This window comes from Veillonella tobetsuensis (assembly GCF_001078375.1).
Lineage (GTDB): Bacteria > Bacillota > Negativicutes > Veillonellales > Veillonellaceae > Veillonella > Veillonella tobetsuensis.
Genome location: NZ_DF967922.1, coordinates 36,339 through 62,494 on the forward strand (window position 1 = coordinate 36,339; position 26,156 = coordinate 62,494).

At 38.0% G+C, this 26,156-nt stretch carries 24 protein-coding genes and 1 riboswitch; of the genes, 3 read left to right on the forward strand and 21 right to left on the reverse strand.

Annotation, left to right across the window (positions count from 1 at the left end):
- The first annotated feature begins 150 nt into the window (after nucleotides 1-150).
- On the forward strand, nucleotides 151-1,407 hold the full coding sequence (locus tag VEI_RS09585; RefSeq protein WP_059364655.1) for a Glu/Leu/Phe/Val family dehydrogenase: 1,257 nt from the start codon (nucleotides 151-153) through the stop codon (nucleotides 1,405-1,407).
- 82 nt (nucleotides 1,408-1,489) lie between these two features.
- On the opposite strand, the gene VEI_RS09590 is transcribed toward VEI_RS09585, so the two are convergent.
- The 8 genes from VEI_RS09590 to VEI_RS09625 form a co-directional block, all read right to left on the reverse strand.
- Nucleotides 1,490-1,981 (reverse strand): QueT transporter family protein, encoded by a 492-nt coding sequence (locus tag VEI_RS09590; RefSeq protein WP_059364657.1) that lies wholly within the window; start codon nucleotides 1,979-1,981, stop codon nucleotides 1,490-1,492.
- Between the two features lie 382 nt (nucleotides 1,982-2,363).
- The gene (gene queC / locus VEI_RS09595; RefSeq protein WP_059364659.1) at nucleotides 2,364-3,053 is read right to left on the reverse strand and encodes a 7-cyano-7-deazaguanine synthase QueC; all 690 of its coding nucleotides are present in this window, start codon (nucleotides 3,051-3,053) and stop codon (nucleotides 2,364-2,366) included.
- 89 nt (nucleotides 3,054-3,142) lie between these two features.
- Complete coding sequence (locus tag VEI_RS09600; RefSeq protein WP_059364661.1) at nucleotides 3,143-3,898, reverse strand: exodeoxyribonuclease III; 756 nt, start codon at nucleotides 3,896-3,898, stop codon at nucleotides 3,143-3,145.
- Nucleotides 3,899-3,943: 45 nt separating this feature from the next.
- On the reverse strand, nucleotides 3,944-4,180 hold the full coding sequence (locus tag VEI_RS09605) for a hypothetical protein (protein WP_059364663.1): 237 nt from the start codon (nucleotides 4,178-4,180) through the stop codon (nucleotides 3,944-3,946).
- A complete protein-coding gene (locus tag VEI_RS09610; RefSeq protein WP_059364664.1) occupies nucleotides 4,177-4,992 on the reverse strand; it encodes a sulfurtransferase in 816 nt (271 codons plus the stop codon). The genes VEI_RS09605 and VEI_RS09610 overlap by 4 nt, the downstream gene beginning before the upstream one ends.
- Nucleotides 4,993-5,120: 128 nt before the next feature.
- Nucleotides 5,121-6,416, reverse strand: a complete 1,296-nt coding sequence (dcm, locus tag VEI_RS09615) for a DNA (cytosine-5-)-methyltransferase (protein WP_223209367.1) — start codon at nucleotides 6,414-6,416, stop codon at nucleotides 5,121-5,123.
- Between the two features lie 70 nt (nucleotides 6,417-6,486).
- Entirely contained in the window at nucleotides 6,487-7,227 is a 741-nt protein-coding gene (locus tag VEI_RS09620) for a hypothetical protein (protein ID WP_059364669.1), read from the reverse strand.
- A 3-nt stretch (nucleotides 7,228-7,230) separates the two neighbouring features.
- Nucleotides 7,231-8,616: a Sau3AI family type II restriction endonuclease gene (locus tag VEI_RS09625; RefSeq protein WP_059364672.1), complete on the reverse strand. Its 1,386-nt coding sequence runs from the start codon at nucleotides 8,614-8,616 to the stop codon at nucleotides 7,231-7,233.
- Nucleotides 8,617-8,891: 275 nt separating this feature from the next.
- On the opposite strand from VEI_RS09625, the gene VEI_RS09630 reads away from it, so the two are divergent.
- On the forward strand, nucleotides 8,892-9,824 hold the full coding sequence (locus VEI_RS09630) for a DUF3829 domain-containing protein (protein ID WP_059364675.1): 933 nt from the start codon (nucleotides 8,892-8,894) through the stop codon (nucleotides 9,822-9,824).
- Between the two features lie 65 nt (nucleotides 9,825-9,889).
- Here VEI_RS09630 and VEI_RS09635 read toward each other — a convergent pair whose 3' ends face one another.
- The 11 genes from VEI_RS09635 to VEI_RS09685 form a co-directional block, all read right to left on the reverse strand.
- On the reverse strand, nucleotides 9,890-11,446 hold the full coding sequence (locus VEI_RS09635) for an ABC transporter substrate-binding protein (protein ID WP_059364676.1): 1,557 nt from the start codon (nucleotides 11,444-11,446) through the stop codon (nucleotides 9,890-9,892).
- 264 nt (nucleotides 11,447-11,710) lie between these two features.
- Complete coding sequence (locus VEI_RS09640; RefSeq protein WP_059364679.1) at nucleotides 11,711-11,914, reverse strand: hypothetical protein; 204 nt, start codon at nucleotides 11,912-11,914, stop codon at nucleotides 11,711-11,713.
- A gap of 180 nt (nucleotides 11,915-12,094) precedes the next feature.
- Complete coding sequence (locus VEI_RS09645) at nucleotides 12,095-12,910, reverse strand: ABC transporter ATP-binding protein (protein WP_059364681.1); 816 nt, start codon at nucleotides 12,908-12,910, stop codon at nucleotides 12,095-12,097.
- Nucleotides 12,903-13,700 carry an ABC transporter ATP-binding protein gene (locus VEI_RS09650; protein ID WP_059364683.1) on the reverse strand — a complete coding sequence of 266 codons (798 nt, stop codon included), beginning with the start codon at nucleotides 13,698-13,700 and terminating at the stop codon, nucleotides 12,903-12,905. Before VEI_RS09650 ends, VEI_RS09645 begins: the two co-directional genes overlap by 8 nt.
- Before the next feature lie 12 nt (nucleotides 13,701-13,712).
- The gene (locus tag VEI_RS09655) at nucleotides 13,713-15,281 is read right to left on the reverse strand and encodes an ABC transporter substrate-binding protein (RefSeq protein WP_059364686.1); all 1,569 of its coding nucleotides are present in this window, start codon (nucleotides 15,279-15,281) and stop codon (nucleotides 13,713-13,715) included.
- A gap of 86 nt (nucleotides 15,282-15,367) precedes the next feature.
- Entirely contained in the window at nucleotides 15,368-16,189 is an 822-nt protein-coding gene (gene nikC, locus VEI_RS09660; protein WP_059364689.1) for a nickel transporter permease, read from the reverse strand.
- On the reverse strand, nucleotides 16,189-17,127 hold the full coding sequence (gene nikB / locus VEI_RS09665) for a nickel ABC transporter permease (protein ID WP_059364691.1): 939 nt from the start codon (nucleotides 17,125-17,127) through the stop codon (nucleotides 16,189-16,191). The genes nikC and nikB overlap by 1 nt, the downstream gene beginning before the upstream one ends.
- Nucleotides 17,128-17,287: 160 nt before the next feature.
- A riboswitch (cobalamin riboswitch) is annotated at nucleotides 17,288-17,474 on the reverse strand.
- A 378-nt stretch (nucleotides 17,475-17,852) separates the two neighbouring features.
- The gene (potE, locus tag VEI_RS09670) at nucleotides 17,853-19,184 is read right to left on the reverse strand and encodes a putrescine-ornithine antiporter (protein WP_059364696.1); all 1,332 of its coding nucleotides are present in this window, start codon (nucleotides 19,182-19,184) and stop codon (nucleotides 17,853-17,855) included.
- A 473-nt stretch (nucleotides 19,185-19,657) separates the two neighbouring features.
- Nucleotides 19,658-21,085 (reverse strand): argininosuccinate lyase, encoded by a 1,428-nt coding sequence (gene argH / locus VEI_RS09675; RefSeq protein ID WP_059364700.1) that lies wholly within the window; start codon nucleotides 21,083-21,085, stop codon nucleotides 19,658-19,660.
- Nucleotides 21,085-22,296 carry an argininosuccinate synthase gene (locus VEI_RS09680; protein ID WP_059364703.1) on the reverse strand — a complete coding sequence of 404 codons (1,212 nt, stop codon included), beginning with the start codon at nucleotides 22,294-22,296 and terminating at the stop codon, nucleotides 21,085-21,087. Before VEI_RS09680 ends, argH begins: the two co-directional genes overlap by 1 nt.
- 269 nt (nucleotides 22,297-22,565) lie before the next feature.
- The gene (locus VEI_RS09685) at nucleotides 22,566-23,369 is read right to left on the reverse strand and encodes a transglycosylase domain-containing protein (RefSeq protein WP_059364705.1); all 804 of its coding nucleotides are present in this window, start codon (nucleotides 23,367-23,369) and stop codon (nucleotides 22,566-22,568) included.
- A gap of 200 nt (nucleotides 23,370-23,569) precedes the next feature.
- On the opposite strand from VEI_RS09685, the gene VEI_RS09690 reads away from it, so the two are divergent.
- On the forward strand, nucleotides 23,570-23,848 hold the full coding sequence (locus VEI_RS09690) for a metal-sensing transcriptional repressor (protein ID WP_059364708.1): 279 nt from the start codon (nucleotides 23,570-23,572) through the stop codon (nucleotides 23,846-23,848).
- Between the two features lie 46 nt (nucleotides 23,849-23,894).
- Here VEI_RS09690 and VEI_RS09695 read toward each other — a convergent pair whose 3' ends face one another.
- A complete protein-coding gene (locus VEI_RS09695; RefSeq protein ID WP_005377050.1) occupies nucleotides 23,895-24,155 on the reverse strand; it encodes an HPr family phosphocarrier protein in 261 nt (86 codons plus the stop codon).
- A gap of 115 nt (nucleotides 24,156-24,270) precedes the next feature.
- Nucleotides 24,271-25,998, reverse strand: a complete 1,728-nt coding sequence (gene ptsP, locus VEI_RS09700) for a phosphoenolpyruvate--protein phosphotransferase (RefSeq protein ID WP_059364711.1) — start codon at nucleotides 25,996-25,998, stop codon at nucleotides 24,271-24,273.
- Between the last annotated feature and the right edge of the window lie 158 nt (nucleotides 25,999-26,156).

A 26,156-nucleotide genomic window follows, 5' to 3' on the forward strand; every position in this document is an offset into this window, starting at 1 on the left:
TTTTTCATCGTCCTCTTTTATTTTGAAACCATTTAACTATAGAATATAGTTCTTATTTCATGTAGGTTATTCGATAGCCAATGTCGAATATAGTAAGTAGCAAGGCTTTTAAACTATCAATTCAATTCTGAAATCTCAGGAGGAACTTATATGCAAAATTATAATCCATACGAAAACATGTTAAACACACTTGATGTAGCTGCTGAAAGACTTGGCTACACAAGAAATGATTACGAAGTATTACGCCATCCAGAGAGGGAACTCAAGGTGGCTGTTCCATTACAATTAGACAATGGCGAAGTTCGCGTATATGAAGGTTATCGTTGCCAGCACTCCACATTGCGTGGTAGTGCGAAAGGCGGGCTTCGTTTCCATCCAGATTCTGATGAAAACGAAGTACGTGCATTAGCTGCTTGGATGACAATCAAAAATGCTATTGCCAATATCCCTTATGGTGGTGGTAAAGGCGGTATCAAGGTTGATCCTAAAACATTGAACCCTCGCGAATTAGAACGCTTAACACGTAACTTCGTTCGTCGCATTGCGCCTATCATCGGCGTTAATACAGACGTTCCTGCACCAGATGTAAATACTAATGCGCAAATCATGAGCTGGATTGCTGATGAATACAGCACATTAAAAGGTGAATGGAGCCCTGGCATCGTTACAGGTAAACCTATCGAAGTAGGTGGCTCCCTAGGTCGTAACGAAGCAACTGGTCGTGGTTGCCTCATCGCATTGCAATGCTACTTAGCTAAAAAAGGCTTAGATATTAAAAATATGACAGTTGCGGTTCAAGGTTTCGGTAATGTAGGCTCCGTAGGTGCTCGTCTTATCGCAGAAGCAGGTGCTAAGGTTGTCGCAATTGGTGACGTAGCTGTTAACCTTTACAATCCGAATGGTCTTGATGTAGAAAAAGCATATGAATACGCTAACTCTCATGGTCGTTCTTTAGTAGGTTACTCCGAACCAGGAATGACAACTATTTCTGGTCAAGAATTATTAGCACAAGATGTAGATATACTCTATCTTGCAGCTCTTGAAAACCAACTCAACAAGGACAACATGGAAAATGTACGAGCTAAGATTATCTTAGAAGGTGCTAATGGCCCTACGACAAATGATGCAGACAAATACTTCTTCGAAAAAGGCATCGATATCATTCCTGACGTACTTGCTAATGGCGGTGGTGTAGTTGTATCCTACTATGAATGGGTCCAAAACAAGGCAGGATTCTACTGGTCCCTTGAAGAGGTTAATGAACGCCTCACTAAGAATATGCAAAACAGCTTTGAAGCAGTATGGCAAATGCAACAAAAATACAATGTTGCGCCTCGCTTAGCTGCATATATGGTAGCCCTCGAAAGACTTGTCATTGAAACAACACTTCGCGGCTACAATTGCTAAGGTTTTTCTCCCAAAATTTCATATAACGAAAAGGACTGGCTTTCATTTGAAAGTCAGTCCTTTTCAGTTACATATTATGTAATTATTTAATAGAGCCCATCAAAGCAACCATTGTGCGACGAGATACGAGTGCTTTCACCAAAGTGGCCCCTACTACGCCAGGAATCGTTTGACCAATTAATAAATTGATTACCAATGCCCAATACGGCACACCAATAAGTGGGCTAAGCCATAATGGTACGCATAGAGCTGGTACCAAGATGATTGGAATCATCGCCCACCATGCGCTAAAACCAGCGCGACGCATCAATACGATGATTCCCGTCGTCAATATACCGACACCAAAGCCGCCTACCATATCAAGGATACCAAGTCCGCCGAATAAAAAGTTAGAAATGAGGTTACCTATGCCCATAGGAACGATTAAGAACGGAAAGGCATAAGCAAGTGCATATAAAGATGTGGCTATACGAATTTGGTACGCCCCAAAGGAAATACCTTGAGTAATATAAATAAGAACAATATACAATGCTACTACCATAGCAGAAATCGTTAACTTTCGTGTAGAAATCATGCACTCACCTCCTTTTCAATAAAAAAGAGCATGGCAAAACTACCATACTCGAATGTGCTTATGTTTTCCGTAGTTTTGTTTAGAGACAGGATGGTTTCAAACTGTCTTATGTAGTTTTTGGCCTTTCGGCAACACGTCTATAATATCATATATTTACTGCTATAGCAATAAAGCAGGGGCCGACTAGGTCCTCCCCAAAGCCTCCACCGGCCGGGTCTGACTTCGGCCTACGGCCTTCGCAGGGCCAAAGTCGTTTTGGGAAAGACCTAGTCGACCTCACTCTATACGTATAGCAATCATAATCTATGATTTTCTATCCACGTACTCGAAAGGCTACAAACTACAAAGCTAGCAATTTCTCGTAGAAGAAGGCCTTAACCTGCTAATTTGCAGGGTCTTCTACACCGTTTGCGCGGAAGGCTTCTAACCGGTCGATGCAGGTGCCGCAATGACCGCATGGGTGGTCGCCGCCTTCGTAGCAGGACCAAGTGAGTTCGTATGGCACGCCTAGGCGCAAGCCCTCGCGGACTATGTCGGCTTTGTTGCTATTAATAAATGGTGCCTCTAGAGAGCATTCTTTGTCGGAGCCTTCAAAGATGGCATTACCCATAAATGCGTAGAATGTTTCTGTGCAGTCTGGGTATGCATTGCCAGCTGCATCATCGGCATGGGCGCCATAATAGATATAGCCACAATCGAGGGATAAGGCTAAGGATGCCGCAGCGGATAGGAATAGGCCGTTTCTAAATGGTACATAGGTGCTAACGGGTCCGTCCCCATGTTCATCTTGTTGTTCCTTGTAGGAACCAGTAGGGACGTCCTCTGTAGACTGCTTCAATAGGGATGAATTACTGAATGCAAACAGTTTTGTTACATCCATCGTTTTGCCTTCTATGCCGTAGTATGATAATACGTTGGCTGCAGCCTCTAATTCCTTGCTATGTTTTTGGCCGTATTGTATGGATAAGGGCACTACATTTTCTTTCCCAAATCGCTCAATGGCGAGCGCCAAACAGGTTGTGCTGTCTACGCCGCCACTAAATAATACAACGGCTTTTTGCTTTTGTGCCATCGTTCCTCCTTATGAAAGCCTCATCCGCAGATGAGGCTTTGTTAGTTAATTTAGACATCTATGAAATTATACTTTCACTATGCCACATATTATAGTTCAATATCGAGTTCTACTGGACAGTGATCGCTGCCAAATACTTGTTGATGGATTTTAGCCTCTTTAATCTTATCATCTAAGCGTTTAGATGTAATAAAGTAGTCAATTCTCCATCCTACGTTTCTATCGCGGGCTTTCCCCATGTAGGACCACCAGCTATATTCATCAACCGCATCAGGATAGAGATAGCGGAATGTGTCGGTAAAACCAGACTCTAACAATTCTGTCATCTTAGCCCGTTCTTCATCGGAGAAGCCAGCGTTTTTCCGATTTGTTTTAGGGTTCTTCAAGTCGATTTCATTGTGAGCCACATTGAGGTCACCGCAAAGAATAACAGGTTTCTTTTTATCTAATTCTAATAGATATTCGCGGAAAGCATCTTCCCAGGACATACGATACTCAAGACGCGCTAATTCACGTTGGCTATTGGGCGTATAGCAGCAAACGAGATAGAAATTATCGTATTCAGCAGTAATAACGCGACCCTCTTGATCATGCTCTTCAATGCCAATACCATTCGTTACGGCAATCGGTTTAACACGCGTGAACACAGCCGTTCCACTATAGCCTTTTTTTACGGCACTATTCCAAAATTGTTCATAGCCCGGTAATTCTAATTCGATTTGATGAGGTTGTAATTTTGTTTCTTGTAAGCAGAAAATATCTGCATCTAATTGATTAAAGGAGTCCATAAAGCCTTTTGTTACGGCTGCACGTAATCCATTTACATTCCAAGATATTAATTTCATAAATACTCCTTATTAGGTATATAAACATTATTATTTTTGTGAAAGTTAGCTTTCACGAGCACGTTTATGTTTTCGATCATGCTTAGCTTGAGCACGGGCTTGGCGAGCCGCTTCATTGGCTTTCAGCTCATTTTCCTTGCGATATCTAAAATAATTCGCCACAACGGATAGTAGGAAAATAACCATAACGGTTACATTAAACAATCCGGGGCCATAGGTGTACAGATGGTAACATAAATACGAAAAAGCAATGACAGATAATATATGGTTTAACATTCTCATAGCGTTTCAACCCCCGTTTGAATTGGGAAATCATCGTAGGTTACCCAATCACTGGAACTACCCACATATAAGGCAGACGCAAGACCAACCTCACTCATAACGAGCAAGGTGTTACAAGCGGTAACACCAGAACCACAATAGCTAACTATAGGCTTTTGCTGATGAAGTTCCTTCTCGAATTCAATTTCTAAATCCTTAATAGGACGTGGTCCTTCAGCGGTATAACCACTTTCATAAAAATGATTAATAGCACCTGGTATATGTCCGGTCATGCCGTCCATTACATCTATTACAGATCCATCATAGCGTTCAGGCGCACGAGCATCGATAATAACATGAGAACCGGATTGGCTCGCCGCCAACACCTCGTCACGACTCATAGTCATATGTGTTTGCAATGTATAGTTGAAAGTTGTCGTTTCCACAGGCAATGGTGTAGGATCCTTAGTAAGCAAATGACCTTCCTTAACCCATCTTTCAATACCACCGGATAAAACTCGTACATCTGTAAGCCCTAGATAACGTAAGGTCCACCAAAGACGTCCAGCCAAGAATAGCCAAGAATCATACACAACAACCTTAGCATGCTCATTAACGCCAAATGCTTCTAAGGTTCTAGCCAACTGGTCCATATCTGGCAATGGATGGCGACCACCATGCTCACCGATAGGCCCCGTTAAATCCTTAGTTATATCCACGGGGAAAGAACCCGTAATATGCCCTCGTTCATAATCTTGAAAGCCTCTTGCATCGAGGATGATAACCTCATCCATGATAGGTAATAATTCGTTAGGAGTAATGAAATTAGACATAATGACTCCTTTCATGTGATTATATCGAAAAATACAAATCTGTTAATACCATTATATACGAGGGGAGTATAGAATACAATCTGCAACGATTATTACGTAAAAAAGAGGCTATAAAAGCCTCTTTAATACTACATCTTATCTATTTTCTGTAATTCATCGCCAATGCGTTTAACAATACCAGTTACTAGTGCATTTCCCATAAAGAACATTCTCATTCGATCTGATACTTCTTCAACTTCACCCTTAGCATTAAGTTTGAACTTGGTCCAGTCATCAGGAAAATCTTGTAATCGTTCAGCTTCAATTGGTGTAATCAAACGATAATTTCCATTAATTTTTAATAGATGAGTCGAGCGATTGACACTACCTTCCGATGTGAGCATGGTTCTTCCAGGTAATTCCAATGAGTCATAATCACTCATGCCACCTTCAGCATAAGTATATTCATGACCATCCGCAGAAGTTCGCGTTATTTTTTTTGGACCTCGAAGATATTTGAACTTTTCAAGCTTTTCACCTATAATATAATATTTCGCATCAACTGTATCTTCTGGAACTACTATATCCCCCATTGTAATTGGATTTTCAACAATTGGATCTGTTTCAATAGTATAATAATATCCATTTGTCATAAGCCCAGAATTCCAAAACTTACCATCATTAAATGTTTCAGAAACCTCTGCAATATCGCCTATTAAGTGATTAGCGTTAATACGTTTTTTAACAGCCATATCCTTTACTGGAAACTGGCGTCCAAATAAACCATCTGCAAAAATATAATTCTGGTATTGTGCTAAGCGTTCTTCTGTAGTTGCTTTTTTAGGTAGATTAGACTCATATGTCTTATGTAATCGTTTTCCCCATTTTGTATCATTTCTAAATACAAAGAAGAAAACCCGACGACGTCTTTGTGCACGCCCATAATCAGCTGCATTAATAACACGCCACTCAACAGAATATCCCAACTCATTAAATGCGGCTAACATAACAGCAAAATCTCTACCGCGCTGACTAGAGGGAGCCTTTAATAATCGGTCTACATTTTCGAGGATTAAATATTTAGGCTTAATAACCTCGGTCGCACGGACAATCTCCCAAAAAAGGACCCCCTTTTTTCCTTCAATGCCAAGTTCATTCTTTTTACTTCGCGCAACAGAATAATCCTGGCATGGAAATCCACCTACAATCATATCTACACCATTTTTGCCCATCTCTTCAAATTTTTCATTTGAAATTAGTGCAACATCGGTACCGATATGTTCCATATTAGGAAATCTATATAGGCCTACTTCGTAAGCATCTTGTATCTTTCTTGATGGTTCATACTGATTAGAATATAGTGTTTTAAAAATCTCTTTACTTGAGTTTTCTAGACCGACTATAAACCCACCAACGCCATCAAACATAGAAAATATCTTCATCATAACCCCTTATCAATAAATTACTCGAACATATTATATCAGATTTTAGAGATAAGATCAAGATCTATTTCTATTATTTATCTAATCTTATGGGTCCTTTTCTCGTTACTAACCAATGCGATTTGGCTAATTTTTCTAATTGATTCTTATAAAGAAGTATATTTAAAGGTTGCTCTGATAATATATTCCCGCCAGTTAAATACCACTTTGGATATGTCTCTTCCCCTACAGGTTCAGAAATTTTATCAAGTGCTTTTTGCAAGATTTTTTCTTCTAAACTTACTCTTTTATCAGAAACTACAGCATGAAACTTTACGATATCTGTATCAGCAGTGACTATTTCCATAATATAGTTTTGAATATCAGCCTTTTCAAAAAACATAGCTTCAATTTGAACAATGTCATCATACTTTATACGCCATTTATTCGTGCCATCCTGAACCCATAACCAACACAATAAATATCTTTGTGTTGAACTATATTTAGAGTTAGTCAACCAGCCCTCTTTTAATTGACCATTATGCATATACGATACTTCAAAGGCAAATGTAGGCATAGCTTTTTCTTTTAAATTAGTCTTAGCATAATGGATAGCTGCTTTTTCATCTACAACAAGACTTTTTCCACTCTTAAGAGTAAGAATAACATCACTACCTGCATGTTGTTTATTTAACTCTCTCGAAACCTCAAAATCAATAATATCGCCTTTTTCTTTGAGTTTTTCATAAAAAAAATCTACCAAAAATTTATTTACAGCCTGTTCACCCAATAGATCATCTGTAAAATTAAATCTATCTTTCTTATTAAAATTCATAAATTATAACCCGCGCACTATCTCTGCAATATACTCTCGATTTAACCAATAGGTTTGTTTCGTAATCATTTGCCCATCAGGCAACTGAACTTTATCAGCAGCATTAGCCGCTTTTGGTCTAATATGGCACACTCCATTAAATTTAGATCCTGGCAAATTGTTTTTGACACCTCTTGGTGTTTGTGTTAGTTCAACCCCAGCCTCTAATATGTCATGCACAGTTTTCCATAAATCTTTTAATTCAGTATCAATAACTTGCTCTGGCATATTCCACAGCTTAATACCTTTTAAATAAGGTACTCTATTAGGATTCTCTCGTTCGGCCTCAGTAAATTGAAAAACAACAAATAAGAATTTAGTATTTTCAAATGTTTCATATACTTGAGATTCTTCCCATGATGCATCAAGCCATCTATCAAAATCAATCTGTTCAAATGACATATGCTCACGAGGGACACCATTAGGTTCTAATCGAATTGTTTTAAATTTTATATTAGCCTTAGCAAACTCCTCTGTATCATCTAAATTTGTACCTTTAATTCCTAACAGATCACTAATAAGACTTGCATACATTGCTTTATTCTTATTTTCTGCAAGATTAATATGTTTTTTTAATTCATATATAGTGCGACCAATATAAGGTGCAAACCGTTCTTGTAATAAAGCTTCAACTGATTTGGACTGTAATTCTTCTGGTTTAAAAACGGATATAACATCCTCATCCATAAGAATTCGCCGTGCATAAGCAGTCATATATGAGCTTTTTAAAGAATAGGCTCTCTGTTTTGCTGGTATGTCCGAAAAAGGTTGTTGACGCATAGACTTTGCATTAGCGCCCTTAGTACAAGCAGCAAGATACATCGTATCGCTCTCTGAAATCTCATGAGCCTTACCCGCTTTGATTTTGTCTATGATAATTTGCCAATCTTGCTTAACAACAGCTAAATCTGCATCTGTAAACTGGTGAATCACTGATTTAAGTATAGGAAAATCTCCTTTACTTATCTCATCAATCCATTGATAAAACATGATAAGAATATTTTTATTCTTATGCCATAAAGAAGACTCTTCAAAGATATGCTTATACTCTTCCATATAATCAATTATATTAAGTACAAGGCGCTCTTTTGCAGAAAAAGAAGTTTGCTTTGCATTACTTTTTAAACCAGTTACCTTCAATTCAAGATCTAAATTCGCAAAATCTGCTTCAGCACGACTATTAACAGCTCTCTGAAAAAGACCTTCTTCAATAATTTGACCTATGCCACCCTTATTCTTTTTACTTTCTAGTCGATTGTTTACATCAAATTCTTTAACAAGTTTCCCCTCTGCAGATTTTGCAACTTCTAATACTTCTTCAATAGAATTATAATGACGTTCAAACTCCATGCTGACCACCTCCCATTTATTAATTTGATTATACCAATATACGAATATGAAATAAACTTACATTGTACTGCATATCAATAAATACTTTCACATACAACATTGCTAAACAGCATCCTTAATTTATATTTATTTAATAATTTATCATTTATATGTATCTTTTTTGCCCCCTGATTCTATGCTATAATAAAGGTACTATCGAGTATATAGAATATATAAAATATAGATATATTTACAAAAATACTTACATAAACGGATTTTACAAGGAGTATAGGCAATTGAAAAAGGGTTATATTAAATTAATCTTAGCCATAATTCTAGGGATTGCTGTAATTAGTGGCGGGATTTATTGTGCATATCACTTCCTCTCTAATAAATCAACGACAATATTATATCGTTCTACTATCGAGGATAAAATTAATGCCTTACGACCTTATATTGAGGCAGCCGATACGTTTAATATGAATAGTGTTGCCTATACATATCAATTACAACCAACCCTTGAAGAATTACGTAATCATTCGCACAATACGACTGTAACATTACCTAATTACAAAGAGTTAAAATCTCAACTCGAAGCAGCAAAACAAGAAAGCTCTACACCTTATGAGGATGTTAATAAAGCGACCGATGAATTGCTTGCTATTTTAACACAATTAATTCCTGTATCCGAGCAAATCCAAAATTACTATACAGACCGTACCTTTGAAAAGGACAATTATGTGGGTAGTGATAATTTAGCAAATCAATATGTTCCACTTGCAGACCAATTCAATGCAGCTTATAACGCCTTTGATTTAACCCTTGAAAATCGTAACAATGAATTGTACTCTGAGCGTATGAAAGAATTTGCTAAAGAAAATCGTGTCAATGCAGTTAACTTCATTGAGCTCAATATCCTATTATCTCAAACAGTAGATATCATCGATCCTGATGGTAATACAGATACACAAAAGGTAGAAACAAATCTACAAGATATTACTAAACGCATAAACGCATTACAACCAGGTACTAAACCTGAAACGCAAGCCGCTGTTAAACTATACCAAGATGCAGTAAAGGAATTTATTGCAGAAGCAAGAAATTACATCATTATTAACTCCTCCTATGGCGAAGCATATACACAATTATATGTAAAATATAATCGTATGATTAGTCGTGCCAACGAGGTTGATATGAATGATCTTGATGCGGTAGATAGTAAAAAATAATATTTGCACAGCACAAAGGACTAGTCCAAAGACTAGTCCTTTTATTGCATTATAAATAGTAAACCTTATTCTTTTTTCAAGTCTTTTGTAATGATGTAATATTCACTAGGTGAAATCTTAAGCCCTTTTATATAGCTTTTACAAATCATATTAATCTTAGGATAACCTAAGAACAAGGATGCACTATCGTCTAACAAAATCTGTTGTGCCTCAACAATCGCATTATATCGTTGTGTATCATCAACAGTAGTTTCAGCCAAAGCTAGTAATTCATCATATTTAGGATTACTAAAACCAGACACATTGGTCGGATTTGAGCCATCTATGTTGCTCCCCCAATATTGTTTTAAGAACCATACAGGACTACCAGTGCTAGCAGTTGAAACACTGGTTATTGCCAAGTCATAATCACCAGAACGTGTCACCTTATCCACTACACTAGAATCAACAATCTCTACATTAACATCTATACCAATTTTTTTATAATCAACCTGCAATGCTTCTGCATATAAGATAACCTCAGGTCTAGCTGTGTAGGTATAGAAATTAAGGCGTAATTTCTTGCCATCCTTATCTACATAACCATCTCCATCAGTATCTACCCATCCAGACTGTGCCAATAAAGCTTTTGCACGTTCTACATTATACGTTTCAGGAATTTTAATGTCGTTATATCCATAATTTAAACTTGGTGGCAACGGAGTTCTCCCCGCTACAAAAGTATCTTTAAATAGTTTTTTTGCATAATTCTCACGATCTGCTCCTGCCACTAAAGCACGTCTTACATTAATATCGTTCAAATATCCATTATGATTCATTCGAACCATAACAACACGCAATGATGGGGTTTCTTCAATAATATAATCCTTATTATCTTTAAATAATCCATACTCACCAGCGGCGATATTAACAGCCATATCAATATCCCCTGCTTGCAACGCCATAGCACGAGAATTTACATCATTAATAGAATCTACCACTACATGTTTAAATCCCACATCACCATCCCAATAATTTTCGTTCTTATCTAACTCAATGCGTTCTTTAGTAAAAGATATAGGCACATAAGGGCCCGTAGCAATAGGGCCTTCTTTACTAAAATCACGGCCATCTCGTTCTGATTGAACATCTACAATTAAAAATAAAGGATCCCCTAGTAGTCCGGGTAGATTAGGATACACCTTATCGGTGTGAATGGTTAAAGTCTGTCCATTTGCTTCCATGGAGTCATAGGCAAAAAAGGATTTTGCCCGTTTACTTTTTTCAAATGTACGCTCTAAGGATTCCTTAACAGCTTGTGCCGTAACCTTACGACCATTAGAGAAATTTACCTTATCATTGATAGAAAAAGTCCAAGTCTTGTAATCATCTCCGACTGACCACGAAGACGCAATCCATGGTTGTGGTTTCATAGAATCATCAAATTTAACGAGATTCTCTCCAATTCCATAACGAACAATTCCCCAACTAAAGTAATTCTCCGTAGGCTCTAAAGTCTCTGCATAGGACATAGCACCTACTTTTAATGTATCTTTATTCGTATCTTTTCCACATCCTGAAAAGATTAAAGCTCCCACTAATAATATGAAAGCACCAAACAATGAATACTTTTTAAACCCCATGTTAACCTCCTACTATACGTTTAACTTTTTCAATAATTATCGATATAAATAAATTATTATATCAGTATAAAAACACTATAATCTATAATATTTAGTTAAGCAAATGAGAACTATTTATATAATTATAACTGGGATAAATAATTTGTTACGCAAAACACTCATTAATATAAAATAACGCATAACAAAAAGACTATACCATAATACAGTTTAAGTGCATTATAATATAGCCCCACAAGTATCATAAATACTAACTAAGAGATGCGATTATTTTCGTTTTAAATCTTTCGTAATCATATAGTATTCGAATGGTGTTATCTTAATACCATCGATGTGTTTATTGCCTACGATATTAATTTTAGGATATCCAAGGAACAATGCTACAGATTCATCTAGCATAAGTTGTTGCGCATTAATAACGGCATTACGTCGTATAACTGGATCGGCCCCGCTTTCACCAAGAGCTATCAATTCATCAAAGCGCGGACTGGAGAAACCAGAACCATTATATTCAACGCCTGTGCCCCAATATTGTTTTAAGAACCTTTATTATAGAGCCTGAAAAAATAGCAGTTAGCCTCTCAACTAACTGCTATTTTACTTAACCTATACACTTTAATTTATTTTAAAGTGAGCCTCATGCATATACTATTATGCCTCTAATGCAGCTTCTTCTAATGTAAGTGGTTTATGATCTTGACCAATTTCAAAGATAGAACTCAATAGAACCTTTGTATAAGGATGCTTCGCATCAGCTAAATGGAATGCATCTAATTCTTCAACGATAGCACCTTTGTACATAACAACCACTTTGTGGCACATTGTACGAATGAAAGCAATATCATGAGCAATAAATAGGTATGTTAAATTTTTCTTTTTTTGTAAGCGAGCCAATAGGTACGCTATGGAATCCTGTACGGATACGTCAAGAGCACTTGTTGCTTCATCTAATACTAGGATTTCAGGTTCTAATACGATAGCACGAGCAATGGCTACACGTTGACGTTGACCACCAGACATTTCATGTGGGAATCGATGCATAAACTCACGCGGTAAATCTACCATTTCAAGGTAATCCCCAGCGATTTGTTCTTCTTTTCCCTTTTCAAGAAGCCCAAAATTATATAGTGGTTCAAGAATAATATCCTTAACCTTCATACGTGGATTAAAAGCTGCCGATGGATCTTGGAATACCATTTGAATTTTTTGACGATATTCTCTAGTTTGTTCTGTATTCATGTGTTGAATCTCAACACCATCAACGTAGATTTCACCTTCTGTAATAGGTAACATCTTCATAATCATACGAACCAATGTTGTTTTACCAGAACCAGATTCACCTACAATACCAAGAGACTGCCCTTTTTCAAGGGTAATGTTGATATCTTTACATGCTTCTAGCTCTCCGCCAGTCGGAAGAGGGAATCGTTTGTATACATTTTTAATTTCTACAGCGTATTTAGTCAATGTAACGACCTCCTCCCAATGTCGGCACAGCGTCTTTCAACTGTTTCGTATATTCGTTAGAAGGATTTTCTAAGATATCCTTTGGAGCACCTGCATCAACAACACGGCCCTTTTTCATAACGATGATGTAATCAGACATATAGGCAGCTACACCAAGATTATGCGTTACCATAACGATAGCTGAGTTATGTTCTCTAGACAATTCTAACATTTGCATAACAACTTGAGATTGAGTCGTTACATCTAGTGCTGATGTTGGTTCATCACCAATGAGCAATGCTGGGTCCAAGGCTAACGCCATGGCAATACCGACACGTTGGCGTTGACCACCAGATAACTCATGGGGGTAACGACAAAGAATATCCGCACCATTAGGAAGGGAAACAGATTCTAATAACTCAATAGCACGACGATCACATTCGTCATTATCGATTTCTATGTGAGACTTATATAATTCTCTGAACTGTTTACCAATGCGTACAATTGGATCTAGTGCACTACCACTATCTTGGAAAATCATGGCCATATCTTTGCCACGAATAGAACGCCATTCATCTTTAGAAAGGTTACGCAAGTCCTGACCATTAAATAATAGTTTTCCTTCTGTCACCTCACCACCGACTGGTAATAACCCCATAAGGGCCCGGATTACAGTGGTTTTACCGGATCCGGATTCCCCTACGATAGTCAATACCTTACCGCGTTCCAAGGTAAAATTCACATCCATAACAGCAGGCACGCCTTGATACGCGATACTAAGGTTTTCTACTGTGAGTACGTTTTCTGCCATTATAGCTCCTTATTATTTAGAAATTTTGTTTGTAATCCAGTAGTAATCACTTGGGTACATGACTGCACCTTTCAAGTAAGAACCAGTAACGATATTAGTTTTAGGGTAACCTAAGAATAAAGCAGCGCCATCATTCATCAATAATTGTTGAATTTGAATTGCATATTCACGGCGTTTAGCAGGATCGAATTCTGTTTCAGCTGCATCTAACAATTGGTCAACTTGAGGATTAGAGTAACCAGAACCATTTTGTGGGTTGGAACCATCGATATTAGTATGCCAATAGTTAGCCAAGAACCAGATTGGGTCACCTGTATTAGCTGTTACGATATTGGAGATAAGCATATCATAGTCGCCTTCTTGGCCCATTTTATCAATCAAGTTATAGTCAACTGTTTGAATTTTCATATCGATACCAACTTTTTTGAGGTCAGCTTGAACGGCTTCTGCATAAAGTGGTAATTCTGCACGAGAATTATATACTACGAAGTTGAATGTTAATGGTTTGCCATCTTTATCAAGAATGCCGTCGCCATCAGTATCTTTCCAACCATCTTCGGCTAACAATTGTTTAGAACGTTCAGGATTGTACGCATTAGGATCTTTCAAATCTTTGAAACCATAGTCCATGGATGGTGGAATTGGAGCGGAACCAGGAATGAATGTACCTTTAAGCAATACATCTGCATAATTTTTGCGATCTGTTGCGGAAATAACAGCTGCACGAACTTTGTCATCACCAAGAACGCCTTTTTGGTTAATACGAGCCAATACTACGCGAAGGGATGCGATTTCATCAACCTTAAACTTATTGTTATTTTGGAATAAGCCCATTTCACCAGGACCGATGTTAACCGCCATATCAACATCGCCAGATTGCAAGCTCATAGCACGCGTATTAGGATCGTCGATAGAAGGAATTTCTACAGTTTTGAAAGGTACTGTGCCATCCCAGTAGTTTTCGTTGGCTGCCATATCAGCACGTTCTTTTGTGAAAGATTTAACTACGTATGGGCCTGTACCGATAGGACCTTCTTTAGCAAAGTTACGGCCATCTTTTTCAGCTTGTACATCAACAATTAGGAACAATGGGTCAGCTAAAAGACCAGGCATATTAGGATATTCTTTCTTCGTATGAATTACCAATTGTTGGCCATTTGCTTCGATGGAATCATATTCGAAGAATGTTTTTGCACGATTGGATTTTTCAAAAGCCCGTTCGATAGATGCTTTTACAGCTGCTGCATCAACCTTTTTACCGTTGGAGAATTTTACCTTATCATTGATAGTAAACGTCCACGTTTTATGGTCTGGGGATACTTCCCATTTAGATGCAATCCATGGTTGAGGTTTCATTTGTTCGTCAAACTTAGCCAATGTTTCACCCACACCATAACGCATAACAACCCATGCAAAGAAGTTTTCTGTAGGTTCTAATGTAGATGCAAAGTTAGTTACACCAACTTTTAAAACGTCCTTATTAGCAGCACCATTATTATTGGAACCACAACCTGCGATGAAGGAACCCATCATCACAACACTAAGACCTGCTAAAAGAGCCTTTTTCCAAGATTTTTTCATTTAAAATCTCCTTGTTAACACAATATACAAAGCTTATATATCATTATTACGCCGCAAAGGCCTAATAAAGATTCCAAAAACTAAGATTAACCTTGATTCTTAGGATCCACTACATCGCGTAAAGAATCAGACCAAAGATTGAAAATAGCTACTACGATTAAAATAGACATACCAGGGAAGGCCATGAGCCAAGGACTTGTTTGCAAGTATTGACGACCTTCATTTAGCATAAGCCCCCATTCTGGTGTAGGTGGCTGTGCACCAAAACCAAGGAAGGAAAGACCTGCTACTTCAATCATAATCGCCCCAATATCGAGGGCCCCTGTTGTAACAACGAGTGGCATAATATTAGGAATAATATGGCGACGTAAAATAGTCGATGTGGATGCGCCCATCATAACAGCTGCTGTTACATATTCTTCACCGCGTACTTTCAATGTCATGGAACGTACGAGACGAGCATATTTCGCCCAACCTACAACAGATAGTGCAAGAATGGTATTCACAATACTACCACCTAAGATACCGGCAATAGCAATGGCGAGCACAACACCTGGGAAGGATAACATAATATCCGCCAAGCGCATAAGAACCATCTCAACCTTACTGCCAAAATAGCCCGCTACGGCACCAATAACAGTACCAATAGACACCATAATCACTACAATGGATACGCCCATAAACAAGGATAATTGAGTGCCATAAATGATACGAGATAATACGTCACGACCCAATTTATCAGTACCAAACCAATGTTGACTACTTGGCGCTTGCAATGCTTGACTCATATTGGAGGTGAACGCATCACCTGGTGCAAGCCATGGTGCAAATATGGCGATGAATACAATAATAAGCATCAGAATTGTATAGAAAGAGAACAATCTATTTTTTTGAATAAATTTTTTCATTATGCTCTCTCCCTTTTTAATCTAGGGTCTAATAGAACATATGATGCATCAACAAGTGCATTGATACACATGTATGCTAAGGCAACCCATAACACAAACCCTTCGATCAACGGATAGTCACGCATGGTGATGGCATAGATCGCCATGTTTCCTAGACCCGGCCAAGAGAATACCATTTCAACTACCGCTACACCACCCAATAACCAACCAATGAGAACACCTAAGATAGTAATCAATGGCAATACAGCATTAGGTAATATATGACCGAATAAAATCTTCATTTCACTCACGCCACGTGCCCTTGCACCAATAACATAATCCTTTTGCATTTCTTCAAGGATAACGAGGCGAACCTGGCGCATATATTTAGAGCCTACAACAATCGCCAATGTAACGGCTGGCAAAATAACGCCTGTCGCTGTTACACGAGATGATGCAATTGGCACCAAACCTAGTTTTAAACCGAAAATGTAGATTAATACGAGTCCTAACCAGAATGTCGGCATAGATACACCTACAAAGGAAAGGCTTCTCAGCACATAATCTATCCATTTATTTCGATTGTACGCGCTCAGTATCCCCGCTGGCAAAGCATAGATAATGGTAAATACCAATGCAGTACCTGCTAACGCAAGTGTGCCAGGTAATGATTCTAGCATACGGTCTACTACAGGTTTTTTAGCAGAATAACTCATCCCTAAATCACCTTGAGCTGCATTGACCACCCAGTTTGCATACTGTACAATAAACGGCTTGTCTAACCCTAATTGAGCACGGGTTTCATCAATCAGTTCTTGAGATACAATAGTATCTGCCGTTTCCAATAGCATGGTAACCGGATCCCCTGGAGCTAAATAGGTGAGACAAAATGTCAAAAATGTGATGCCAAACAGAGTGACAATAAATTGCCCCAATTGCTTGACAAAGCGTTTGCCCATAGGCACCTCCTATACCCTTTTCAAATAAAAACACATAATAGTGAATAAACATAAACACGCATAAAAGCCAACAATAACATTATGGTGCCATATAAGAAAATAGCGAAAAAAAGATTAGCCTACCTGACTAACCTAAACAAAAGATAGCACACAAATGTATACTATTCTATTAGATTGAGCAGGCTTTCTGACTATTGATTCATCACAACATCTCTGCCTTCCCAGTTTCCCAGTGACACTAAAATGAAATATTGCTCCTCATTACAGCTACTTTCATAGTATAGGATTTACACCCATTTTCCTCTTTTACGCTCGGTAAAACCGACACTCAGTTTATTCACTTTTATTAATTATAAATATACTATATTTATGATTTACTAACAATACATATACCCCCTATGGTAATAAATAATAAATAAATAATAAATAGATAATATTCTCATAATTATACGCGCAAAAAATACAAAGTCGCATTTCACATTACAATTCTGTATGAAACATCACTATATATTATATTAAGAATACATATCTTCAAATATATATAAGTATCTATGCATATGCATACCAAACTTATAGAATATATTTTCTTCATAAGTTTTAAGAATTAGCCTATATTTCTAAGTTATTTTAATACACTCATAACTTTAAGTATGTCAAATAGTCATCAAGACAAAAAGAGACTATTACCGAAGTAATAGCCTCTATTAGACGAGAGAAATATTCAATTAATCGATACTTTGTTGTAGTCTTTGAGCTCGGTATGCTAACCAGCCTTTACGCACTACATAGATGCACATACCAATAACTACCGCAACAGTACTACCAACCATCGCTTCAACACCACACGCATATACTGCATAAGCACAGTATACTACGCCGATACCAGCAACGATGTAGAAACGTTCAATGCGGCGCTCTGCAACGCCAGACATTTGCATCATAGTTGGTACTGCAAGAATGCAGAGGATATAAGGTACAACATTAGTTACAACCGCAAGGTTTACCAATGTTTCGAATTGACCGCGTAAGGAGTCATTTGCTGTGAACAATGTAAGAATTGTTTCGATAGCAAGTAAGATGAATACGCCACGAACAGGAGCATCCTTGCTGTTTACACGAGCAAATACTTTAGGGAAGTAGCCTGCTTCTGCAGCATTTTTAAATACGCGAGACAATGTGAATTGCCAACAAAGCAAAGCACCACAGCAAGAAACAATCATAAGCGCCATAATAACATTTGCGATTGTATCATTGAACATATATGCGAATGTTAGACCAAATGGTGCATTAGAATTTAGTAATTCAGCGTTAGGCACAATGCCGGCCATAACGTTTGTGGACAAGATGTAAATCACCGCCACTGCTAATGTACCTGCAAAAGTTGCAATCGGCACATTTTTCTTTGGATTTTCTACAGCATCTGCATTTGCTGCTGCTGATTCAAATCCTAGGAAGCCCCACAATGTTAAAGCAATAGATTGTTTAATTGCTTCAAAGAACGGCAAGTCGTTTGGATTCCATGCCGCCAAGTACGTATCTGGGTTAAACCAGAACCAACCAATTGTACCGATTAGAAGAACCGGCACAACACAACCCCAAATCGTAATATTGCTGAGCTGACCTGTAAAGCGATTTCCTCTAAAATTCAAAATCGCTGCAAACCATAACAAAACGATTGTTACTTGACTTGTTTGCGTTGCATTTAGATCAACACCAAAGAATTCTGAGCCATAGCCAACTGCAGACACTGCAATAGCTATATTAGCAATGATGAGAGATATGCTGTAAGCATAGCTCGCCATAAAATGTCCAGTTTTACCGAAGCGATGTTCTGCATAACCGCCCATGCCGCCCTTAATTTGGGAGAACATACCCGCTTTAGCAAAAATATACGCTAATAAAAGCGCACCCACAGCTGTCACGAGCCAAGACAAAACTGAAATAGTACCAACTTGAGCCAAATTAGTTGGTAACATAATGATTCCAGCTCCTAGCATATTGGCTGCTACCATTGTGGTTAGCTGGAATACAGACATTTTTTTAGCGGTGGTTTTCATGTATCAATCCCCTTTCGTAAGGTGAATTTTTTCTCGTCCATAATTCACTTGTAATATATATTAAACCGCTAAGTACATTCAGTTCCTGCTGTAATGGGCGGGAATGTGAAAGTACCGTTTTTATTTTTATTTCGAATTAATAATAACACCATAAGAGTTAAATGAAAAGTACTTTATTGGTGGACAAAGTATATTACACGAATTGAATAAAATTATAGTAATAATATATTTTTTCCGGTAAGAAATGGTATGAAAACGGTAAGACTATCATTTTCTTTCAGTTTAATCAATTAATTATATAGAAAACCCCTATCTATTCAAATTATAGTTTCGTACTACAAGACCATTTTCCAGTATAAGTCCACTCAATAAGGACAAATTTTAAATGAGAAATACAAAAAATTTGGCCCCACCAAATGGTGGAGCCAAATGATATATCGTATATAAGATTAAGTTGATTTTAAATGGAACTGTTACTCCTGTACAGAGTTCACAATAGCTTTCCAACTATCAATCTGTACTTCTTCATTAGCAATAACTTGCTTGCCATTATTACGTTGTCTTTCAACACATTCTGGAGCTGTGCCGGAGTAATTGTTACGACCTGCTACACAAGCTTCGATAGAAATGGCATCTAGAATATCCGCATCAAAGTGATTAGAGATAGCTTTGAAGTCCTCAACAGATAGATCAAGCAATACACAACCTTTTTCGATACAATGATGTACGGCATTGCCTACAATTTCGTGCGCTTCACGGAATGGAACGCCTTTTTTCGCAAGGTAATCGGCCATATCTGTAGCATTAGAAAAATCATCATCGAGGACAGCTTTCATATGCGCCCCATTGACCTTCATACCACGGACCATAGCCGCATTAATGGATAATGCAAAGTGTACTGTATCAATAGCATCAAAAATGCCCTCTTTATCCTCTTGCATATCTTTGTTGTAAGTAAGTGGCAAGCCTTTTAATGTAGTTAATAAACCTAATAAATGTCCATAGGTACGACCTGTTTTACCACGTACCAGTTCACATACATCAGGGTTTTTCTTTTGTGGCATGATGCTAGAACCCGTACAGTGAGCATCATCAAGCTCAATAAAATTAAACTCATTAGAGGACCACAAAATTAACTCTTCACTAAGGCGACTTAAATGCATCATCACTATAGATGCAAAGGATAAGAATTCTACTACATAATCACGATCGGATACAGCATCCATACTATTTTCGTAAATACGAGAGAATCCTAACAATTCTTGTGTATACGTTTGATCGATACCATAGGTAGAGCCAGCTAATGCACCTGCCCCAAGAGGCATAATGTCTGCATGCTTAAATACCATCAACAAACGATCAAAGTCACGTTCTAGCATAGAGAAATAGGCCATCATATGGTGACCAAATAATACTGGTTGTGCCCGTTGCAAATGGGTATAACCAGGCATAATAACATCACTGTATTTTTCAGCTGTTTCAATGAGTGCCTTTTGCATATCTACAATAAGCTCACCCATCTCGATAACGGCCTTACGTACATACATATGTAAATCTACCGCACATTGGTCATTACGGCTACGGCCTGTATGTAGACGGCCACCAGCCTCACCGATATCATCGGTTAAATGTTTTTCAATATTCATATGAATATCTTCAAGAGCTACAGAGAATGGGAATTCACCTTTGTCGATTTGCCCCTTAATCTTTGTTAAGCCAGCCACAATAGCATCGCAATCCTCTTGAGAGATAATATTTTGTTTTGCTAACATCTTAGCATGCGCTTTACTGCCCGCAATATCTTCGGCGTACATTCTAGCATCAAAAGCGATAGAGGATGTAAAATCCTCTACCGCTTTATCTGTGCCTTTTGTGAAACGCCCGCCCCACAATTTAGCCATTATTTACCTGCCTTTTCTTTCATTAATGCATTAATTTTAAGAGGTAAACCAAACAAGTTGATAAAACCAGCCGCATCAGCTTGGTTATATACATCATCTTCTTCGAATGTTACAAAATCTTCGCTGTACAAGGAGTATGGAGATGTAGCACCAGCAGAGATAATGTTACCTTTGTATAATTTAAGTTTTACATCACCAGTTACAATTTTTTGAGTTTCATCGACGAATGCTTGCAACGCATACATCAATGGTGCGAACCACATGCCATCGTATACAAGTTCAGCATATTTGTTAGCAATGAGCTCTTTATAGTGGAATGTAGCTCTATCGAGGCAGAGGTATTCAAGTTCTCTGTGAGCATACATGATGATGGATCCACCTGGGTTTTCATACACGCCACGGGATTTCATGCCAACCAATCTATTTTCAACGATATCTACAACGCCTACGCCATAGTGTGCACCGATTTCGTTGAGTTTTTCTAACAATTGTAGAGGAGTACCTTCTTGACCATCAACAGCTACAGGTACGCCGTCTTTGAAAGTTACAGTTACATAACCAGCTTCATCAGGAGCTTGTTCAGGTGTGTGTGTTACCAAATATACATCATCTTTAGGAGCATTTGCTGGATTTTCTAAGTCCCCGCCTTCATGGGATAAATGCCATACGTTTTGGTCCATGGAATATGGATGGGATTTCGTAGCTACAACTGGAATATCATGTTTAGCTGCATATTCCATGCAGTCTGTTCTAGATTTCAAATCCCATTCTCTCCAAGGAGCGATGATTTTCATATTCGGAGCTAATGCTTTGATAGCTAACTCAAAACGAACTTGGTCATTACCTTTACCAGTCGCACCATGAGCGATGGCATCAGCGCCTTCTTTCTCAGCAATATCTACAAGGATTTTACCAATCAAAGGTCTAGCGAAGGAAGTACCTAATAAATATTTACCTTCATAAATTGCACCTGCTTTTACTGTAGGCCATACATAATCTTTAACGAATTCCTCTTTAGCATCAACGATGTACGCTTTAGATGCACCAGATTTAATTGCTTTTTTCTCAACTGCATCATAATCTTCTGGTTGACCTAAATCTACGCAAACAGCGATAACTTCAGCGCCATAGTTTTCTTTTAACCAAGGAATGATAACAGATGTGTCCAAACCGCCAGAATATGCGAGTACAACTTTATTTGCTTTGCCCATGATAACACCTCATAAACTAAATTATACTAGGTATGAATTATACCAATTACTATTATTATACTACGAATTCATTATGAATTCCTCATGTCTTATCGACTACAGGTGTTAGTATATCATTGTATATTTATAAATGCAAGTAGAAATTTTATTCATTTTAATTATATATTTCGAAACCGAAAAGACTCTCCTAGAATCCATATCTAATTGAAATCTAATAAGCACACAGCCATTTCACTTTATAGATTCTTTGAAAGTCCACCGTTTTATATTTAATTGTCTAAACCTAAATCTTGTGTATACGCATAATCAGCCTCAGCTTGTGTAATCATGCCTTGGTCTACCATTTGTTCGAGCACCAGCTTTTGGCGAGCCTTCGCCCCTTTATAGTTTGTATAAGGGTCTAAATAGGATGGTGCATTAGGTAAGGCTGCCAGCATAGCACATTGACCTAATGTCAAACGGCTAGGGCTTGTTCCAAAATATCCTTCAGCAGCTTCTTTTATACCATAATAATTATGACCATAATAAACCGTATTCAAATACATCGTCAAAATTTCATCCTTACTATAGTAATGTTCCATCTCAATAGCAAGAATGGCCTCCTCTGCTTTGCGGGTCATAGTTCTTTTAGAAGACAAGAACAAATTTTTTACTAATTGTTGAGTTATCGTGCTGCCCCCCTCAACTGTTTCTCCAGCCACAGCGTTTACATAGAGAGCACGGGATACACCGAGTACATCGATAGCACCATGTTTGTAATAGCGCTTGTCCTCTATAGCGATGAGTGCCCGTTTTGCATTATCTGGAATAACATCCGATTTTACCCATGTATCCTTTGAAACTCGTTGATACAGTGCAATTTCAACCTTTTCTTTAAAGGTAAGCATGCGATATATACGTTCCCAACGGCTTAAGGTATCTTCATTTTTTTCAATCGTCTGTTCTACAGTTGTGTGCGCCTTACTGACACGATTTGTACCTTGATAGCTTTGATACGCATCATATGCGTATATAGCACCCAAGATTATACAGATTATAAGAACCAAACGGCGTAATAGTCGAAATATAAACATACATTCACCCATATCTGTGTCATAACAGATTTCTGATTATATATACTTTCACAAATAAAATGTCTATAATACAACTCATTATATATTGATTGTATTGTATCACAAGTCATCTATTTTATGCATGGTTATATATTGTAATTAATGTATATAATAGCGTATAATGAATAGGATGATAAAACATGCCCAATTGGAGGAGTATTATGAAACAGTGTATGGATTCAGACAATCTACATCGTCGATTGCGAAAAATTTTAGGTCAAGTGCAAGCTATTGATCGAATGATTGAAGAAGACATTCCTTGTGAAGACGTGCTATCCCAAATCAATGCTGCAAAGTCTGCATTGCATAAGGTTGGCCAAGTGGTTCTTGAAGGACATATCAATCACTGTGTACGTGATGGCATTCAACATGGTGATGTAGATAAAACAATAAATGATTTTACACTCGCCGTGGAGCGTTTCGCTAACATGGGAAAATAAAAAGAGGCAATATCCTAAATTCTGGATATTGCCTCTTTCGTTTGTATTAGTCGTGGTTTGTTGTTAAGAACTCACTAAGTGCTGCCAACGCGTCATCTTCATCTGCGCCATCAGCAGTTAATACTACGGATGTACCTTTTGTAGCGCCCAATGTCAATACAGTCAAAATGGATTTAGCATCTGCAGTTTTGCCATTAGCTGCGATTGTCAATTTGGATGCGAATTTAGCAGCCAATTGTGTGAATGCCGTCGCAGGGCGAGCATGTAAACCAGATTCGTTTGTAATTTCTACTGTTACTTCTTTCATGAGTTACCTCTTTCTACTCAGCGTGCTAGCACGCCTTATACCTTTGCTTATTAATATAGGTATTGTATCAATTTATACATATTAAATTCAAGTTTGTTTTTATGAAAGCTACCGATTATGCTAATCCTTTTTCAGCAAGTACCGATTTTGCATAAGCTGTTATTTCTTCTGCTGTATCCATGGACAATGCTTTTTGAGCGAGTTCTTCACATTCTGCCTTTGTAACAGAGCGCAAAATACTTTTAATCAATGGAATAGACGAAGCAGTCATTGAGAATTCATCAAGTCCTAAGCCCAATAAAATCATTGTAGCTACTGGATCGCCAGCTAGCTCACCACACATACCGGTAAATTTACCTTGCTCATGGCTCGCATCGATAACATGTTTGATGAGACGCAATACAGCAGGATGCAATGGTTGGTATAAATTACCAATTGCTTCATTCATACGGTCTACGGCCAATGTATATTGACAAAGGTCATTGGTACCAATGCTAAAGAAGTCAACGTATTTAGCCAAGATTGGGGAAATCACCGCCGCTGCAGGAACCTCAATCATGATACCTACTTTAATATCTGTATTGAAAGCTACACCTTCAGCAATCAATTCTTCTTTACATTCGTCAAGCATCTCGTTGGCTGCTTTCACCTCTTCTACAGAAGTAATCATAGGATACATGATATGAATATCCCCAAAAGCACTAGCACGAAGAAGTGCACGTAATTGAACCTTGAATATGTCGGGGCGATTTAGGGAAATACGAATCGCACGATAGCCGAGGAATGGATTCATTTCCTCTGGTAAATCAAGATATTTCAATTCCTTATCGCCACCAATATCCATGGTGCGGATGATAACAGGATTGCCATGCATCGCCTCAGCTACTTTTTTATATTCCTCGAATTGCACATCTTCTGTAGGCAATTCATCGTTTTCCATATAGAGGAATTCGGTACGATATAAACCAATACCTTGAGCCCCCATCGTCAATGCATGGTCTGCATCCTTAGATTTGCCGATATTGCCAAATAAATCAACATGATGGCCGTCTTTTGTAACAGCTTCTAAATTTGCAGAGTCTTTTAGACGTTTCAATTCCTCTTGGAATAACGCTGCTTCTTTTGTATAGCGGTCCCATTCCTCATCAGATGGTTCCGTAATCACTTCACCATCAGTGCCAAGTACAACAGCACGCACATCGTCAGCAAATCCTTCAATATCACCAACGCCCATAACAGCAGGAATCTCCAAGGTGCGAGCCATGATAGCCGCATGAGATGTAGGGCCACCAGCCGCTGTGACAATCCCTTTTACCACGGATTTATCGAGTGATGCTGTATCAGACGGAGCTAAGTCTTGAGCGACAATGATAACCTCGCCAGAGATATGAGATAAACCACGAGGGTTCATACCGAGCATATTTCGCATCAAGCGGTCACCAATATCTTTGATATCTGCACCGCGTTCACGCATATATAGATCATCCATACCTATAAAAATAGCCGCAAACGTTTCAATGGTTTGTGCTGTAGCAGCTACAACATTCATCTTTGATGATTCTACTAGGGCTTTAATACCATCTGATAAAGACGGGTCTTGAGCGATTTGCATATGTGCTTCAAAAATAGCGGCCTCATCAGCCCCCATATCAACTAATGCTTTTTGTCGAATGGTATCCAATTGCTTGAGTGTAGCCGCCATAGCAGTGGCAAACTTAGCAATCTCGGCCTCTACTTGGTCTTCTGCTACCTCATAATCAGGTATAACTATTTCTTCTTGTATATATTTGTACACATTGCCAACGGCAACACCTCGAGATCCAGAAATCCCTTGAATTCGCATGTGTGATCCTCTTTCTATACTGATAAACTACATTACATTATATTTTAACATTTTTACATGGAACAATAAAGAGAACTACTATTATATAATATATTCTGTGATATAATGTTATATTATATATTTAACCGTAGACTTTCACGAGCATCATAGTGAAAGTC